This is a genomic window from uncultured Allobosea sp. (genome assembly GCF_945956895.1).
GTDB lineage: Bacteria > Pseudomonadota > Alphaproteobacteria > Rhizobiales > Beijerinckiaceae > Allobosea.
This window is the reverse complement of sequence record NZ_CAMFJF010000008.1, coordinates 31,745-45,692: the sequence shown is the minus strand read 5'-3', so window position 1 is coordinate 45,692 and position 13,948 is coordinate 31,745. Positions and strand designations below refer to the sequence as shown.

Annotated in this window: 15 protein-coding genes; 2 read left to right on the top strand and 13 right to left on the bottom strand. The window is 65.6% G+C overall.

The annotated features are described in order from the left end of the window. Positions 1–174: 174 nt before the first annotated feature. From Q0Q02_RS07215 to Q0Q02_RS07170, 10 genes are all read right to left on the bottom strand, one after another. Entirely contained in the window at positions 175–897 is a 723-nt protein-coding gene (locus Q0Q02_RS07215; RefSeq protein ID WP_293808136.1) for a DUF1428 domain-containing protein, read from the bottom strand. Positions 898–991: 94 nt separating this feature from the next. Then, positions 992–1,744 carry a thioredoxin family protein gene (locus Q0Q02_RS07210; RefSeq protein WP_293808135.1) on the bottom strand — a complete coding sequence of 251 codons (753 nt, stop codon included), beginning with the start codon at positions 1,742–1,744 and terminating at the stop codon, positions 992–994. A 70-nt stretch (positions 1,745–1,814) separates the two neighbouring features. Continuing rightward, positions 1,815–2,249 carry an SRPBCC domain-containing protein gene (locus Q0Q02_RS07205; protein ID WP_293808133.1) on the bottom strand — a complete coding sequence of 145 codons (435 nt, stop codon included), beginning with the start codon at positions 2,247–2,249 and terminating at the stop codon, positions 1,815–1,817. 22 nt (positions 2,250–2,271) lie between these two features. Then, complete coding sequence (locus Q0Q02_RS07200) at positions 2,272–2,616, bottom strand: metalloregulator ArsR/SmtB family transcription factor (protein ID WP_293808131.1); 345 nt, start codon at positions 2,614–2,616, stop codon at positions 2,272–2,274. Positions 2,617–2,700: 84 nt separating this feature from the next. Continuing rightward, the gene (locus Q0Q02_RS07195) at positions 2,701–3,615 is read right to left on the bottom strand and encodes a PhzF family phenazine biosynthesis isomerase (RefSeq protein WP_293808129.1); all 915 of its coding nucleotides are present in this window, start codon (positions 3,613–3,615) and stop codon (positions 2,701–2,703) included. A 65-nt stretch (positions 3,616–3,680) separates the two neighbouring features. Beyond that, positions 3,681–4,679, bottom strand: a complete 999-nt coding sequence (dusA, locus tag Q0Q02_RS07190) for a tRNA dihydrouridine(20/20a) synthase DusA (RefSeq protein ID WP_293808128.1) — start codon at positions 4,677–4,679, stop codon at positions 3,681–3,683. Between the two features lie 52 nt (positions 4,680–4,731). Beyond that, positions 4,732–5,562 (bottom strand): ABC transporter permease subunit, encoded by an 831-nt coding sequence (locus tag Q0Q02_RS07185; RefSeq protein ID WP_293808127.1) that lies wholly within the window; start codon positions 5,560–5,562, stop codon positions 4,732–4,734. A 4-nt stretch (positions 5,563–5,566) separates the two neighbouring features. Continuing rightward, positions 5,567–6,457, bottom strand: a complete 891-nt coding sequence (locus Q0Q02_RS07180) for a sugar ABC transporter permease (RefSeq protein WP_293808126.1) — start codon at positions 6,455–6,457, stop codon at positions 5,567–5,569. Beyond that, positions 6,454–7,521 carry an ABC transporter ATP-binding protein gene (locus tag Q0Q02_RS07175; RefSeq protein ID WP_293808280.1) on the bottom strand — a complete coding sequence of 356 codons (1,068 nt, stop codon included), beginning with the start codon at positions 7,519–7,521 and terminating at the stop codon, positions 6,454–6,456. Before Q0Q02_RS07175 ends, Q0Q02_RS07180 begins: the two co-directional genes overlap by 4 nt. A 91-nt stretch (positions 7,522–7,612) precedes the next feature. Then, positions 7,613–8,803: an extracellular solute-binding protein gene (locus tag Q0Q02_RS07170; RefSeq protein WP_293808124.1), complete on the bottom strand. Its 1,191-nt coding sequence runs from the start codon at positions 8,801–8,803 to the stop codon at positions 7,613–7,615. Between Q0Q02_RS07170 and Q0Q02_RS07165 the strand changes: the two genes are divergently transcribed. Continuing rightward, complete coding sequence (locus Q0Q02_RS07165) at positions 8,802–9,659, top strand: GntR family transcriptional regulator (protein ID WP_367275024.1); 858 nt, start codon at positions 8,802–8,804, stop codon at positions 9,657–9,659. The genes Q0Q02_RS07170 and Q0Q02_RS07165 overlap by 2 nt on opposite strands. Positions 9,660–9,704: 45 nt before the next feature. Next, positions 9,705–10,901: a mannonate dehydratase gene (gene uxuA, locus Q0Q02_RS07160; protein ID WP_293808121.1), complete on the top strand. Its 1,197-nt coding sequence runs from the start codon at positions 9,705–9,707 to the stop codon at positions 10,899–10,901. A gap of 58 nt (positions 10,902–10,959) precedes the next feature. On the opposite strand, the gene Q0Q02_RS07155 is transcribed toward uxuA, so the two are convergent. From Q0Q02_RS07155 to Q0Q02_RS07145, 3 genes are all read right to left on the bottom strand, one after another. After that, on the bottom strand, positions 10,960–11,622 hold the full coding sequence (locus Q0Q02_RS07155; protein ID WP_293808120.1) for an urease accessory protein UreE: 663 nt from the start codon (positions 11,620–11,622) through the stop codon (positions 10,960–10,962). Positions 11,623–11,733: 111 nt separating this feature from the next. Beyond that, a complete protein-coding gene (locus tag Q0Q02_RS07150; RefSeq protein WP_293808119.1) occupies positions 11,734–12,762 on the bottom strand; it encodes an ABC transporter substrate-binding protein in 1,029 nt (342 codons plus the stop codon). A 225-nt stretch (positions 12,763–12,987) separates the two neighbouring features. After that, on the bottom strand, positions 12,988–13,875 hold the full coding sequence (locus tag Q0Q02_RS07145; protein WP_293808117.1) for a DUF1003 domain-containing protein: 888 nt from the start codon (positions 13,873–13,875) through the stop codon (positions 12,988–12,990). Positions 13,876–13,948: the final 73 nt, after the last annotated feature.

Genomic DNA, 13,948 nt, shown 5'->3' with positions numbered 1-13,948 from the left:
CTGCCGCGCTTCGATGGAAACGCGGGTCATCCCGGACGGAGCGAAGCGAAGATCCGGGATCCATGCCTGAACCTTGATCGGAGACGTTCCGGCATGGATCCCGGGTCAAGCCCGGGATGACCGCGTGTTTCCGTGCAGAAACGGCACGCTTTCGTCTTGTCCGCCCCAGTGGCCTCAGCCGCGCCCGGTGTCGAAGATCGGCGCGAAACCGCCATAGACGACGCGCTTCCCGTCGAAGGGCATCTTGAGCTGGGCCATGCGCGGGTCCGCCATGATCTTGCCCCAGGCGGCGGCGCGCACCTCCTTGGAAGGCCACTCGACCCAGCTGAACACCACCGTCTCGCCGGCTTGCGCCTTCACCGCGCCCTTGAAATCCGTGAGCTTGCCGTCCGGCACGTCGTCGCCCCAGGCATCGACGACGCGGCGGGCGCCGTATTCCTTGAACAGGGCGGCGTGCCCGGCGGAGAAGTCGCGATAATCGGCCTTGCGCTCGTCGGGCACCGCGACGAGCACGCCGTCGACATAGCCCATCGCGCCGCCCTCGCCCTCGTCGAGGATCGGGGCGAAGCCGCCATAGATCATCCGCTTGGCGTCGAACGACATCTCCTGGCTCATCGCCTTCATGCGCGGATCGCTCATGATCTTCTCGTTGGCAGCGTCACGCGTCGCCCGGTCGGGGTATTCGAACCAGGAGAAGACCACGACCTCGTCCGGCGTCGCTTTCACCGCCCCCTTGAAGTCCGTCACCTTGCCGTCCGGAACGTCGTCGCCCCAGGCCTCGACATGGCGCCGGACACCGAACTCCCTGAACAGCGGTGCCACGTCAGCCGCCTGCTTGCGGTACGCATCCTTGTTCGCCGCGGGAACCGCGACGACGAAACCATCGACATAGGCCATTGCGCTTCTCCTTGCTTGCCGCCGCCGCACGGCGGCTGCCTGTGAAATGTTGATATCAACTCTATGAACCCGATAGGAATCCATGAAACCAGGTTCAGCCGCAGCAGGAACCGACCGCGAGCTCCGGCTGGAAACTCGCCGCGCCCAGCGGCTTGCTTGGGTAGCGGTCGTGATGGCGGACCCAGTCCATGATGCCGACCTCGTTGCGTCCCTTCGGGGTCATGTCGAGGAAGTTATGGGCGCCGATCAGGAGGTCGCCGCCGCGGGCATAGGTCGAGTAGGTGTGGAAGATCTCGCCGGCCTCGTTGCGATAGAACACGCTGAAGCCCGGCATCTCGCCGCCCTGCCCGTCATGCATCGCGTAATTGTACTCGTAGTGGCCGGCCGCCCTCTCCTCCGGGCTCGGCGAGACGTGGAAATCGTGGTTGAAGTCGCTGTTCGCCGAGGAGACCCAGGGGAAGTCCCAGCCCATGCGGTGCCGGAAATTCTGGAATTCCGCGTAAGGCGCCCGCGAGACCACGACGAGGCTGACATCATGGTGCTTCAGGTGCCGGTTGGCGCCGTCGAAATGATCGGCAAGGAAGGAGCAGCTCGGGCATCCCTCCCGGGCGCCGGGCCCGAACATGAAGTGATAGATGATCAGCTGGCTGTTGCCGGCGAAGAGATCGCCCAGCGTGAGCCCGCCATCCCAGCCCTCGAAGCTGTAGTTCTTCTCGACCCTGACCCAGGGCAGCGCCCGCCGCTCGGCCGAGAGCGCGTCGCGACGACGGGTCAGCTCCTTCTCGTTGGCGAGATGCACCTTGCGCGCGGCAAGCCACTCCTCACGGGATACGATCCTGTGTTCCATCGTCTCCTCTCCTCTGCTTCCCGCCGGCGCGATGCCGGCGGCCTTTCGGCGTGCTCCGGCACGCGATCGCTCAGGCGAAATAGGCCTCGAGCTTGACCATGGTCCCCGTCCAGCCATGGGTGTGGCCGCGGACGGCGGCATCGTCGGCGAGCTTCTCATGCAGAAGCGTCAGGATCGTGCCGTCGCCGTCCGGCTTGAGCGTCACGGTGACGCGCGAAACGCGCTCGGGCGTCGTGATCCAGGACCAGCTGAAGACGAGACGCTCATTCTCGACGACTTCCAGATAGCGGCCGAGAACCTCATGGCGCTCGCCGGTGTTCTCGATCATCACGACGCGATAGGCGCCGTCGACGCGCGGATCGATCTCCGCCTCCTGCGCCACGACATTCTCCGGTCCGAACCAGCGGACGAGCAGGTCCGGGTCGGTCCAGGCCTCATAGACCTCGGCCGGCGACGCATTGAGGCGGCGCTTCATCGTGAGGCTCGGCGTTACCGGCTGATGCATGCGCCTGCTCCTTCCCTCACCTTCAGCCTTCGCCCTTGCGCCGCGCTTCGAGCAGCGCCTCCAGCGCATCGAGCCGTTCGGTCCAGAAGCGCTGATAGCGCGCCAGCCAGCCCATCGCCTCCTCCATCGGCTCCGCATTCAGATGGCACGACACGGTGCGCCCCACCTTGGTCCGCGTCAGCAACCCGGCATCCGAGAGGACGTCGAGATGCTTCATGATCGCCGGGAGCGAAACCGGAAACGGCTTCGCGAGCTCGCTGACCGACAGCCCATCCTCCCGCTCCAGCCGTGCCAGCAAGGCCCGTCGCGTCGGATCCGCCAGCGCAGAGAAGGTCCGGTCGAGCTGCGCGTCCTGAAACTTAACCATTGGGTTAAGTGTAGGCAACATCGACGGCCTGTGTCAAGGCGGAGGCGATTGCGCGCCTGCCCAGCGATAATCTGGAGATCGCGCTCAGGCTGCGTAATCAGCCGCCGGCATCACCTCGCCACCGAGCAGGCAGCCGACCGGCCGGCCATCGGCGAAGCCGATCCTGACCCGGATTTCCGAGAGGGCATTCATCGCCCGGCCCTGCAGAATGGTGATGCGGCCGCTGTCGCGGGGGACGAGATCGTTCCGGAGCAGGCCGAAGGCCAGCGCCGCCGCGGCGATGCCGGTCGCGGCATCCTCCGGGTAGCCGGAGGATTTCGGGAATTGCCGGGCCTCGAAGCGCCGCTCGGCCTGATCGGCGACGGCGTAAGGGTAGAGCCCGGTCGAGGCGATACGCTCGCAGCATTTCTCCGTGAGGGCCATGTCGGTCGTCAGTGCCTGCAGATGGGCGACGCTCTTCATCGGGATCAGCGTCTTGACGCGCGAGGTCACCGCATTCTGGATCGGCAGGTCGAGCAGGTCGCCGCGCGAAATCCGGAGCGTCGCAAGCACGTCCTCCTCCTGCTCACGCGTCAGGTCGACGACCTTGCCGACCGGCTGGCTGATCTCGACCGAGGGGTTTTCGGAGGCGCGGTTCTCGACATAGCCGGTGACAGGGCCGCTGCGCGTCTCGATCCGCATCTGCTCGGCATCGAGACGGCCGGCCGTCGCCAGGCACCAGAGAGCGCCGATCGTGGCATGGCCGCACATCTCCATCTCGTGGCGCGGCACCCAGAAGCGGAAGGTGAAATCGGAGTCTGTGCCGGAGGGCGGACGGACAAAGCCGGATTCATGGCCGTATCGGGCTGCGATCGCCCGCATGTCCTCATCCCGCAACGCTGCCGCATCGATCACGATCGGACAGGGATTGCCGCCCTGGCCCTGATGCGTGAACACATTGACCAGCCTGATTCCGTCCTGCGCCATCGCCCTGCCGTCCCGTCGAAGCTGCAATCCCATGCCCCGTGTCCGGGAGCAGCCACGGCTTGGCAGCAAACCGCTCGCCCAGCAACCAGCCGGCGCGTTCAGGCCGCCGCGGCAGCCTCATGGCGCGAGACATGGGCGATAGCCGCGCGCAGATCGTCCAGCGTGGCATCGGCGCCAACGCAGCGCTCGGCGAGATGGCGGCGGAACAGGCGTGCGCCGGGACGGCCCGGGAACAGGCCGACGAGATGGCGGGTGAAGGCATGCACGCGCCCGCCACGCTCCAGATGCGCGGCAAGATGCGGCTCCAGCGCCTCCAGCATGGCGAAAGCATCGGCCACCGGCGCATCCTTGCCGAAGACCAGCGGATCGACCTGGAGCAGGATCTCGGGATTCTGATAGGCCTCGCGGCCGATCATCACGCCGTCGAGCTTCTCCAGATGCGCGGACCATTCGGACCGCGCCCTGATGCCGCCATTGATTGCGACCGGCAGATCCGGATTATCGGCCTTCAGGCGATAGGCGCGCTCGTAGTCCAGCGGCGGGATCTCGCGGTTCTCCTTGGGCGAGAGGCCCTGCAGCCAGGCCTTGCGGGCATGGACGATCAGGGCATCGACGCCAGCCGCCCGGACCGAGGCGGTCAGCGCATCGAGCGCGACTTCAGGGTCCTGATCGTCGACGCCGATCCGGCATTTCACGGTGACGGGGATGGAAACCGCAGCCTTCATCGCCGCAACGCAATCGCCGACCAGCGCCGGCTCGCGCATCAGGCAGGCGCCGAAGGCCCCGCCCTGCACTCGGTCGGAGGGGCAGCCGCAATTCAGGTTGATCTCGTCATAGCCGAAATCGGCGCCGATCTTCGCGGCTTCCGCGAGGAGCCTGGGATCGTTGCCGCCGAGCTGGAGCGCGACGGGGTGCTCCATCGCGTCGAAGCCGATCAGGCGTTCGCGGTCACCACGGATCACGGCCTGCGCGGTCACCATCTCCGTATAGAGCAGCGCGTGGCGTGACATCAGGCGATGGATGATCCGGCAGGCGGAATCGGTCCAGTCCATCATCGGCGCCACGGAGAAGCGCATATTCGGGAGCGGCAAGGTCATGGCCGCTCCCCTAACCCATTCGGCCCGGTTTTGCACGCCCGGACCGAGCCCCTCACTTCTTGGCGCGGGCGACGATCTGTGTCGGATTGACGAAGCGCAGGGCGATGATCAGCCAGATCAGGGTGGTCACCATGTAGATCACTGCCATGGCATCGATCGACTGCACCGCGCGCACACCGGCAGCGAAGACCGCATAGTAGAGCGCGACGACGAGCGTCTGGCTGGTCGGGCCGGCCGTGAGGAAGGTCAATTCGAACATCGCAAGCGTCCTGACCAGCACCAGCAGCAGCGCGGCGAGGATGCCGGGCATGAGCAGCGGCAGCAGCACATGCACGAAGAGCTTGAAGGTGTTGGCGCCGAAGACGCGCGCTGCCGACTCGATCTTGGTGTCGATCTGCTCGATGAACGGGATCATCACCAGGATGACGAAGGGCACGGTCGGCACGAGATTGGCCAGCACGACGCCCGACATCTGGCCGGCAAAGCCGGTCTGGTAGAGCACCGTCGCCAGCGGGATGCCGAAGGTGATCGGCGGCACGAGCAGCGGCAGCAGGAAGAGCAGCATGACGAGCTTCTTGCCGGGGAAATCCCGCCGCGCCAGCGCATAGGCAGCGGGCACGCCGATCAGGCCGGAGAGCGCTACCACCAGGAAGACGATCTGGAAGGTGACGAGCAGCACGTCATAGAGCTGGAACTCCGCCCAGGCGGCCGAATACCAGCGCGTCGTCCAGCCGGCCGGCAGCCAGGTGCCGAGCCAGCGCGTCGAGAAGGACGAGGTCACCACCGTCGCGATCATCGCGAAGAGGTTGACGATGAAGAAGCCGATCAGCGTCCAGTTGGCAGCCGCCCAGAGCTTCGTCGAGAGACGGGTGTCTTTCACCATCGGATCAGCCCTTTCCGCCGCCGGCAGGGCCGCGATACAGCAGGCCGCGCGCGGCCAGCACCACGACGACGATGGCGAGCTGGACCACGCCCATGATCATCGCGACGGCCGAAGCCATGGAGTAGTCGTATTCCTCGAAGGCCGCCTGATAGGCCGCGATCGAGATCACGCGTGTCGGCCCCGAGGGCGCGCCGAGCAACACCGCCGAAGGGAAGACCGAGAAGGCCTGCACGAAGCTCAGGCAGAAGGTGATCGCGAGCCCCGGCAGCAGCAGCGGGAAGAGAATGTGCTTGAAGCGTTCCCAAGGCCCCGCCCCCAGGGTCGCGCCCGCATTCTCCAGCGCGGGATCGATGCCGGAGAGATAGGAGAGCGTCAGCAGGAAGGTGAAGGGGAAGCCGGTGATGACCAGCGAGAGCATCACGCCCCAGTAGTTATGGAGCAGCTTCACGGGCGAGGAGATGATGCCGAAGGTCATCAGGACGCGGTTGAACCAGCCCTGCGGCCCGAGATAGTTCAGCAGGCCTTCGGCGACGAGCACGGTGCCGAGCGTGATCGGAATCACCAGGATCGTGGTCAGCAGGCGCTGGTTCTTCATCAGGCGGACGCGGAAGGCGATCGGGATCGCCAGCAGCAATGTCGCGACCGTCACCGGCAGGGCGAGCCAGAGCGTCGTCGCGATCGTCCCATAGAGGAAGCGGTCGGAGAAGAAGCGCTGGTAATTGGCGAACATGCCGCCCTGCTTCGGCTCGAAGGAGAGCACGAGCCCGTAAAGGAACGGGTAGATGAACAGCGCCAGCAGGAACAGGATCGCGGGAACGACGAGCAGCGTCAGCCCGTCGAGCCCCTTCGCCGCCAGCCGCTGCTTCAGCGGGATGGAAGAGACGTCGGTGCTCACGCCACCGCTCCATAGACGAGGACGCGGTCAGGATCGGCCGCGAGCGTCACCGCCTCGCCGGGGCTGAGCTTGTCATGGGCGAGGAAGGACAGGTCCGTGCCATCGGCCATGCGGGCGAAGCCGACGAACTCACGGCCGCGGAACTCGGTCGAGACGACCTGCGCCTTGAGGCCGGGCTGACCGGAAGCGACCGGATGCAGGTCTTCCGGGCGGATCGCCAGATAACCTTCGGCACCGGCGGAAACCGCATTGCGCGCGCGGCCGGAAATCTGCGCATCGCCCACAGTGACCGTCGCCTTGCCGTCGCCGACTGATGCGACCTTGCCCTTCACCTTGTTGCGGAAGCCCATGAACTCCGCGACGTCGAGATGGTCAGGCCGCATGAACAGGTCCTCCGGCGTGCCGACCTGGCGGACCTGGCCGTCGCGCAGCACCACGATGCGGTCGGCGAGCGAAAGCGCCTCTTCCTGATCGTGGGTGACGTAGATCGTGGTGGCGCCGAGCGTGTTGTGGATGCGGCGGATTTCGGCGCGCATCTCCAGACGCAGCTTGGCGTCGAGATTCGAAAGCGGCTCGTCCATCAGCACGAGCGGCGGCTCGACGACGATCGCGCGGGCAATGGCGACGCGCTGCTGCTGGCCGCCGGAGAGCTGGCCGGGCAATTTCTCGGTCTGGCCCTGCAGGCGCACCAGCGCGGCAGCCTCGGCGACGCGCTTGTCGATCTCCGCCTTGGAGACGCCGCGCATCTTCAGGCCGAAGCCGATATTCTTGTTCACGCTCATATGCGGAAACAGGGCGTAGTTCTGGAAGACCATACCGAAGCCGCGCTCTTCCGGCCTTAAGGGGTCGATGCGCTTGTCGTCGAGCCAGATGCCACCGCCGGTTGCCGGCAGCAGGCCCGCGATCAGGTTCAGCGTCGTCGACTTGCCGCAGCCTGACGGGCCGAGCAGCGCGATGAACTCGCCCTTGCCGATCGTCAGCGAGACGTCCTTGAGCGCGTTATGGGTGCCGAAGTCACGGCTCAGACGGTCGAGCCGAAGCTCGCGGAACGAGGCTGCGTTGATGGTCATGGCTTCCGGATGGATCTGAGAACGGGGTCGAAGGAACCGGCGGCGGGCCTCGGAGCGATACCGATGCCCGCCGCCGCAACCAGTCTTACTTCTTCTTGGCGCCGCCGACCGTCTCGTCCCAGATGCGGAAGGCGATGACCATCTTGTCGGGGTTGAGCGGGGTTTCCATCGGGTTGTCGGCGATCAGCTTCTCGTATTCGGGCCGGCCGAACTCGGCGATGGCCTTCTGGCTGGAAGCCGGCGCCATCGAGAGCGGCACGTCCTTCACCGCCGGGCCCGGATAGAAATAGCCCTCGTCATAGGTATAGGCCTGCTGAGCGGGCGTCAGCATGTGGCGGATCAGGTCGAGCAGCACGTTGAGCTTCTCGTCGGAGACGCCCTTCGGGATCATCATGTACTGGGCGTCGGTGACCCAGTGGAAGCCCTTGAGCGCCTGGACCTTGGCTTCCTTCGGCACGATGCCGAGCACGCGCGGGTTGATGTCCCAGCCGGTGGTCGAGACGATGATGTCGCGCGAGCCGTCGCCGAGTTCTTTCATCGTCTGGCCGGTGCCGCCCGGATAGTACTCGATGTTCTCACCGAGCTCCTTCAGGTAGGCCCAGGTCTTGTCCCAGCCCTTCTCCGGATCCTTCGGGTCCTTGTCGCCGAGGAGATAGGGCAGGCCCATGATCCAGGTACGACCGGGGCCGGAATTGGCCGGACGGCCGTAGAAGAAGCGGTTCTTGTTCTGCTTGGTCCAGGCCAGCAGCTCCTCGGCCGTGGTCGGCACCTGCTTGACGCGATCCGGCATGTATTCGAGCAGCGGGCCGGAGGGGTAATAGACCATCGCCATGGCCTGACCCTGTCCGAGATTGTGCATGGCGAGCGCCGGCTTGAGGTAGATATCCTCCGGCTTCGGCAATTCAGCCTGCAGGCGCGGCAGCAGATCGACCCAGAGCTTCTGGTCAATGCCGGCCGAAAGCACGTCCAGGCCGCCGATGACGAGATCGATATCGAGGCGGCCGGCATTCTGCTGGGCCTTCAGCTTGGCCGGGAGCTCCGGCGCCGGGGCTTTGGTGAAGACCATGCGTGAGACGGCCTTGGGATTGGCCTTCGGATAGTTCTCCAGCGGCGTCTGGACGAGGGCCAGCGCCCCGCCGACGTCGATGACGCTGATCGTCAGTGGGGATGCCGGCAGCTTGAGCTGCTGCGCGAAGACGCCCGGTGCATGCGCCGCGACGCCGAGACCGGCAACGCCGCCGATGAAATGACGCCGATTGATGCTGTCGTGAGCCATGTTTTCTCCTCCAGATGCGGATGCCCGCTTATCAACTTTTTATGTTGTGCTGGTCCGGCTGCCGCGATCCCGTCCCTGCCACTCGACACGGGAACCTGCCAAGTTGACGCAGCCCCCGGTTGGTCGGTATCCTAGTATACTAGTCGTCGAGAGCTTGGCAATGGCCCACCCCGCAACCCGACATAGTACTGACCAGATATACAACGTCCTGCGCAGCGATGTGATCAGCGGCGCGCTGAAACCACGCGAATCGATGTCGGAGGCGCGGATGGCTTTGCGCTTCGGCGTCAGCCGCACTCCGGTGCGCGAAGCGTTCAAACGCCTGGTCGACGAGGGCTTCCTCGTCGCCGTGCCGCAGGTCGGCACCTTCGTCGCGCCGATCGATCTCGCCGCCGTCCATGACAGCCAATTCGTGCGCGAGACGCTGGAGTGCCGCACCGTCGTGCTCGCTGCCCAGCGCATCGGCGACGCCGATTGCCGCCGCCTCGCAGCCTTGGTCGAGGAACAGGCGGAAGCCGTGCGGCGAGGCGAGCGCTCCGAGATCTTCCGCCTCGACGAGGTGTTCCATGCCGAGATCTCGCGCATCGCCGGCCACCGCGCCGTCTGGAGCATGATCGAGGGCGTGAAGGCCCAGATGGACCGCGTGCGCTGCCTCTCGCTGGAGACGCCATCCTGGTCCGAGGTGATCCTGAACGAGCACAGGGTCATCGCCGCCTGCGTGATGAAGCACGACGCGAAGGGCGCGGAGGCGGCGATGCGAGCGCATCTGCGCACTGTCTTCGCGACGATCGACACGATCGCGAAGGACCATGCGGATGCCTTCGACGATTCCCGCCTCGCCCACGAAGACCCCTGACGCAGCTCTGCCGCACAGCGACATTTCTCACAAGGATAGCAGACCATGGAACAATGCTGGCGCTGGTTCGGGCCGGACGATGTCGTGACTCTCGCGCAGGCCCGGCAGGCCGGCGCGACCGGCATCGTCAACTCGCTGCACCAGATCCCCTATGGCGTGGTCTGGAGCATCGAGGAGATCGAGAAGCGCCAGGCGATCGTCCGCAGCGACAAGAGCCTCGGCCTCGAATGGAAAGTGGTCGAGAGCCTGCCGATCCATGAGAGCGTCAAGATCGGCGAAGGCGACCTCGAAACCATCTTCGAGAACTACCGCCAGTCGATGCGCAACCTCGCCGCCTGCGGCCTTGAGGTGATCTGCTACAATTTCATGCCGGTGCTCGACTGGACCCGCACCGAGCTTGCCCACAAGCTGCCGGGCGGCGGCACAGCTTTGCGCTTCAACCTGCATGAATATATCGCGCTCGACCATTTCATGCTGAAGCGCAAGGGCGCCGCCGAGGGCCATTCCGCCGAGGTGATGGACAAGGCCAAGGCCTGGTTCGACAACTCGACGCAGGCCGATCGCGACCGGCTGCTCTCCAGCGTCATGGCCGGGCTGCCCGGCGCTTTCGACCGCTACGACCTGCCCGGCCTTGCCCGCATCCTGGAGTGCTATGCCGGCATGACCCATGACAAGCTGCGCGCCAACCTGAAGCGCTTTCTGGAGGCGATCGTCCCGACAGCCGAGGAAGTCGGCATCCGCATGTGCATCCACCCGGACGATCCGCCGCGCTCGCTCTTCGGCCTGCCGCGGATCTGCTCGACCGAGGACGACATCGCCTACATCCTCGGCTCGGTCGACTCGCCGTCGAACGGGCTGACCCTGTGCTCGGGCTCGCTCGGGGCCAATCCGAAGAACGACGTGCCCAAGATCGCGCGGCGGTTCGCCGACAAGATCTGGTTCGCGCATCTGCGCAACGTCGCCAAGGACCCGGACGGCTCCTTCATGGAGGCAGAGCATCTCGGCGGCGATACCGACATGGTCGCACTGGTCGATGCGCTGATGGCCGAGGAGCAGCGCCGCAGGGCCGCCGGTCACAAGCACTGGCAGATCCCGATGCGGCCCGACCATGGCCACGAACTGCTCGACGATGTCGGCAAGGGCAGCTTTCCGGGCTACCCCGCCGTCGGGCGCCTGCGGGGGCTCGCGGAGCTCCGCGGCGTGATGACCGCGCTGGCGCAGATCAAGGGCTACGCGGCCTGAAATGCGAAAGGCGGGCCTCAGGGCCCGCCTTTGCAACGATTCCGCGGCGCTTGCTGCCTCAATGATCGTGGGAATGGCCCTTGTGGCCATGCGCGGCGCCATGGCCGTGACCATGATCGTGGTGACCGTGGCCGTGATGATCGTGGTCATGGCCGCAGCCGCAACCTTCGCCATGGGCGTGATGGTGCTCGTGCTTATGGTCATGCGCGTGATCGTGGTCATGATGCGCGTGGTCATGCTCATGGCCATGATGATGATCGTGCCCGCAGCCACAATCGTCGCCATGGGCGTGGTGATGGACCTCCGCTTCCGGCTGGAACGGACGCTCGACCACCGTCATCGAACAGCCCTGCCCGCGCACCAGCTCGCCGAGCGCCGCGTCGTTCGGGACGTAGAGCGCATCAGCCGTCATCTCGGCCGGGATATGATGGCCGCCGAGGTGCCAGGCGAGGCGCACCAGCCGCAGCGGGTTCTCGGCGCGGATCTCCAGCAGGCTCTCCGGCGCCGCCTTGATCTGGACCAGCGTGCCGTCTTCCAGCTTCAGCGCGTCGCCGTCGTTCAGCGTCGTCACCTTGTCGAGCGAGATCGCGAATTCCAGCCCGCCCGTCGCCCGCACGGTCACGCCGTTGATCTCGCGATCGCGATGGCCCAGTGGCAGCGTATCGACGACGCGCTCGGCCTTGACGGCGGCCTTGCGGAGAACGGAGGTGGCGCGAAGCATCGGCGGCGATCCCATGGCTTGAGGCCAAGGCGCCACGCGCCCGAGCCCGGATCGCAGCTTAGTAGCACAAACCGGCGGCCGTGCTACCAAGCCTGGATGCCGCAGATGGTCTCAGCGCGGCAGCGCCTTGACCTCGGTGTCGAACTTCTTGAGCAGGCGCGAGCGCTCGGCCGGCGAGCCCCAGCGCGGGGTATCGTAGTCGATCAGCTTCATCTCGGAGAATTTCGGCGCATCCGGCGAGAGTAGCGAATTCTTGTTCGAGGGGATCGAGTTGATCTTCAGCTTCGCATTGATGTTCTGGGCATCGGGCGAGAGCGTGAAATCGACGAATTTGCGGGCGGCTTCCGGGTTCTTGCCGCCCTTGATGATCGAGACCGAGCCGGTCTCGTAGCCGGTGCCCTCACAAGGGGCGACGGTCTCGATCGGCGCGCCCTGCAGCTTCTGCGTCAGCATGTCGTGGATGAAGGCGATGCCGACCGCCGTCTCGCCGAGCGCCGCCGCCTTGACCGGGGCGATGCCGGACTTGGTGTACTGGCTGATGTTCTTGTGCAGGCTCTTGAGGAACTCGAAGCCCTTCTCCTCGCCGAGGCGCTGCACCGTGGTCGCCAGGAAGACATAGGCCGTGCCCGAGGAGCTGGGATCGGCGATCTGGACCTCGTCGCGCAGCTTGGGATCGAGCAGGTCGGCCCAGCATTTCGGCGGGGCGATGCCCTTCTTCTTCAGGACTTCGGTGTTGTAGCCGACGCCGAGCGCGCCGAGATAGATGCCGTTGGTGCGGAATTTCGACTGCTCGGCATGGCGCTGCGCCCAGTCATGCAGCTCCGGCAGCTTCGGTGACTTGTACTCGTCGAGCAGGCCTTCGTCGGCCGCCTGGAGATGCGGCTCGCCCGGCCCGCCCCACCAGACGTCGCCGCGCGGGTTGCTGGCCTCGGCCTTGACCTGCGCATAGACCTCGCCGGTGCTCTTGCGGACCATCGAGACCTTGATGCCGGTCGCCTTCTCGAACATCGCCGCGCCCTCGCGGCACTGCTCCTCGAGGATCGAGCAGTAGACCGTGACCTGCCCCTGGGCGAAGGCCGGAGCCGTGAAAGCCAGGCCGGCGAAGAGCGCGCCAACAGGCGCAAAACGCAAAGCAACCATGATGATCCTCCCGATCGGATTCGTTTGCCGACGAAAAGACCGATGGGAGGTTGGGGAGTCAAGCGAAGGGCGGGATGTTCCTGAAGCGCACGACACTCGTAGAGAGCGCGTCATCCCGGACGCAGCAGAGCGGAGATCCGGGATCCATCGTAGAGCGCCGCACCCGACGATGGATCCCGGGGCAAGCCCGGGATGACGGCGTGGTTCCGCGGAAATTCGAACGGCCTAGTTCTCGCCTTCCGGCTTGTCGGGCAGAGGAGTAGCCACCGCCTCGGCCGGCTTCGTGCGCTTCTTCTTGGCTGCCGGCTTCTTGCGTCGCTTCGCCCGCGCCTTCGGCAATTGCGTCTCCTGCAGCATCTCCAACTGGACCTGCTGGATCTCTGCGAGACGCTGCCATTGCCGGGTGACGAGATGGTCCATCTTCTCGTGCAGATGGCGGATTTCGAGCTCGGCCTTGAGATTGACCTGATAGTCGTTGAGCGAACGCAGGCGATCCTTCGACTCCTGCCGCTTCTGGCTCATCATGATGATCGGCGCCTGCACCGCCGCGATGCAAGACAGCACGAGGTTCAGCAGGATGAAGGGATAGGGATCGAAGGCCTTGGCATCGCCCATCAAGGCATTGATCGCCATCCAGACGACCAGCACGAAACCAAAGCTGATCAGGAAGGCCCAGGAGCCGCCGAAGCTCGCGAGATTGTCGGAAAAGCGCTCGCCCAGCGTGCGGTGCTCCTCGAAATCATCCTCGACATTCTCGGCGATGGTCTCCTGCCGGGCAATGCTTTCGGCGACCTCGCGGTCGAGGTCGGAATATTCGCCGTGCTCCTCGCGCAGGATTTCCTCGACATAGCGCGTGCGGTAGCGCGCGAGTTCCTTCAGGCTGATCAGCGCGTGATCGGGCATATCCGGGAAATCATTGCGGATATGGTCGGCCAGCGCGGGGCGCAGCGTGCCGACCTCGACGAGGTTCTTTCGCGCCGTCTCCTGCCCGCTGATGGCGCAGATGCCGCGCTTCTTGCTGGCCGCGCCGGCGAGGCTCGCCGCGTCGGCCAAGGTCGCGAGAGCGGCCGACGGCGCTTCTGCGACCTGATCGTCATCCTGTTCCTGTGTCATGCCCTGCCCGTCATTGCGTCTCGCGCATTCTGCAGATTGCACCTGATCCCGGCGGATAGCAGCACCCGAAAAC

Coding starts and splice junctions, on each gene's coding strand:
- Q0Q02_RS07210 (WP_293808135.1), bottom strand. CDS start 1,744: ATGGAACACAGGATCGTATCCCGTGAGGAGTGGCTTGCCGCGCGCAAG.
- Q0Q02_RS07185 (WP_293808127.1), bottom strand. CDS start 5,562: ATGGTGAAAGACACCCGTCTCTCGACGAAGCTCTGGGCGGCTGCCAAC.
- dusA (WP_293808128.1), bottom strand. CDS start 4,679: ATGACCTTGCCGCTCCCGAATATGCGCTTCTCCGTGGCGCCGATGATG.
- Q0Q02_RS07155 (WP_293808120.1), bottom strand. CDS start 11,622: ATGCTTCGCGCCACCTCCGTTCTCCGCAAGGCCGCCGTCAAGGCCGAG.
- Q0Q02_RS07165 (WP_367275024.1), top strand. CDS start 8,802: ATGTTTTCTCCTCCAGATGCGGATGCCCGCTTATCAACTTTTTATGTT.
- Q0Q02_RS07205 (WP_293808133.1), bottom strand. CDS start 2,249: ATGCATCAGCCGGTAACGCCGAGCCTCACGATGAAGCGCCGCCTCAAT.
- Q0Q02_RS07200 (WP_293808131.1), bottom strand. CDS start 2,616: ATGGTTAAGTTTCAGGACGCGCAGCTCGACCGGACCTTCTCTGCGCTG.
- Q0Q02_RS07170 (WP_293808124.1), bottom strand. CDS start 8,803: ATGGCTCACGACAGCATCAATCGGCGTCATTTCATCGGCGGCGTTGCC.
- uxuA (WP_293808121.1), top strand. CDS start 9,705: ATGGAACAATGCTGGCGCTGGTTCGGGCCGGACGATGTCGTGACTCTC.
- Q0Q02_RS07215 (WP_293808136.1), bottom strand. CDS start 897: ATGGCCTATGTCGATGGTTTCGTCGTCGCGGTTCCCGCGGCGAACAAG.
- Q0Q02_RS07195 (WP_293808129.1), bottom strand. CDS start 3,615: ATGGGATTGCAGCTTCGACGGGACGGCAGGGCGATGGCGCAGGACGGA.
- Q0Q02_RS07145 (WP_293808117.1), bottom strand. CDS start 13,875: ATGACACAGGAACAGGATGACGATCAGGTCGCAGAAGCGCCGTCGGCC.
- Q0Q02_RS07150 (WP_293808119.1), bottom strand. CDS start 12,762: ATGGTTGCTTTGCGTTTTGCGCCTGTTGGCGCGCTCTTCGCCGGCCTG.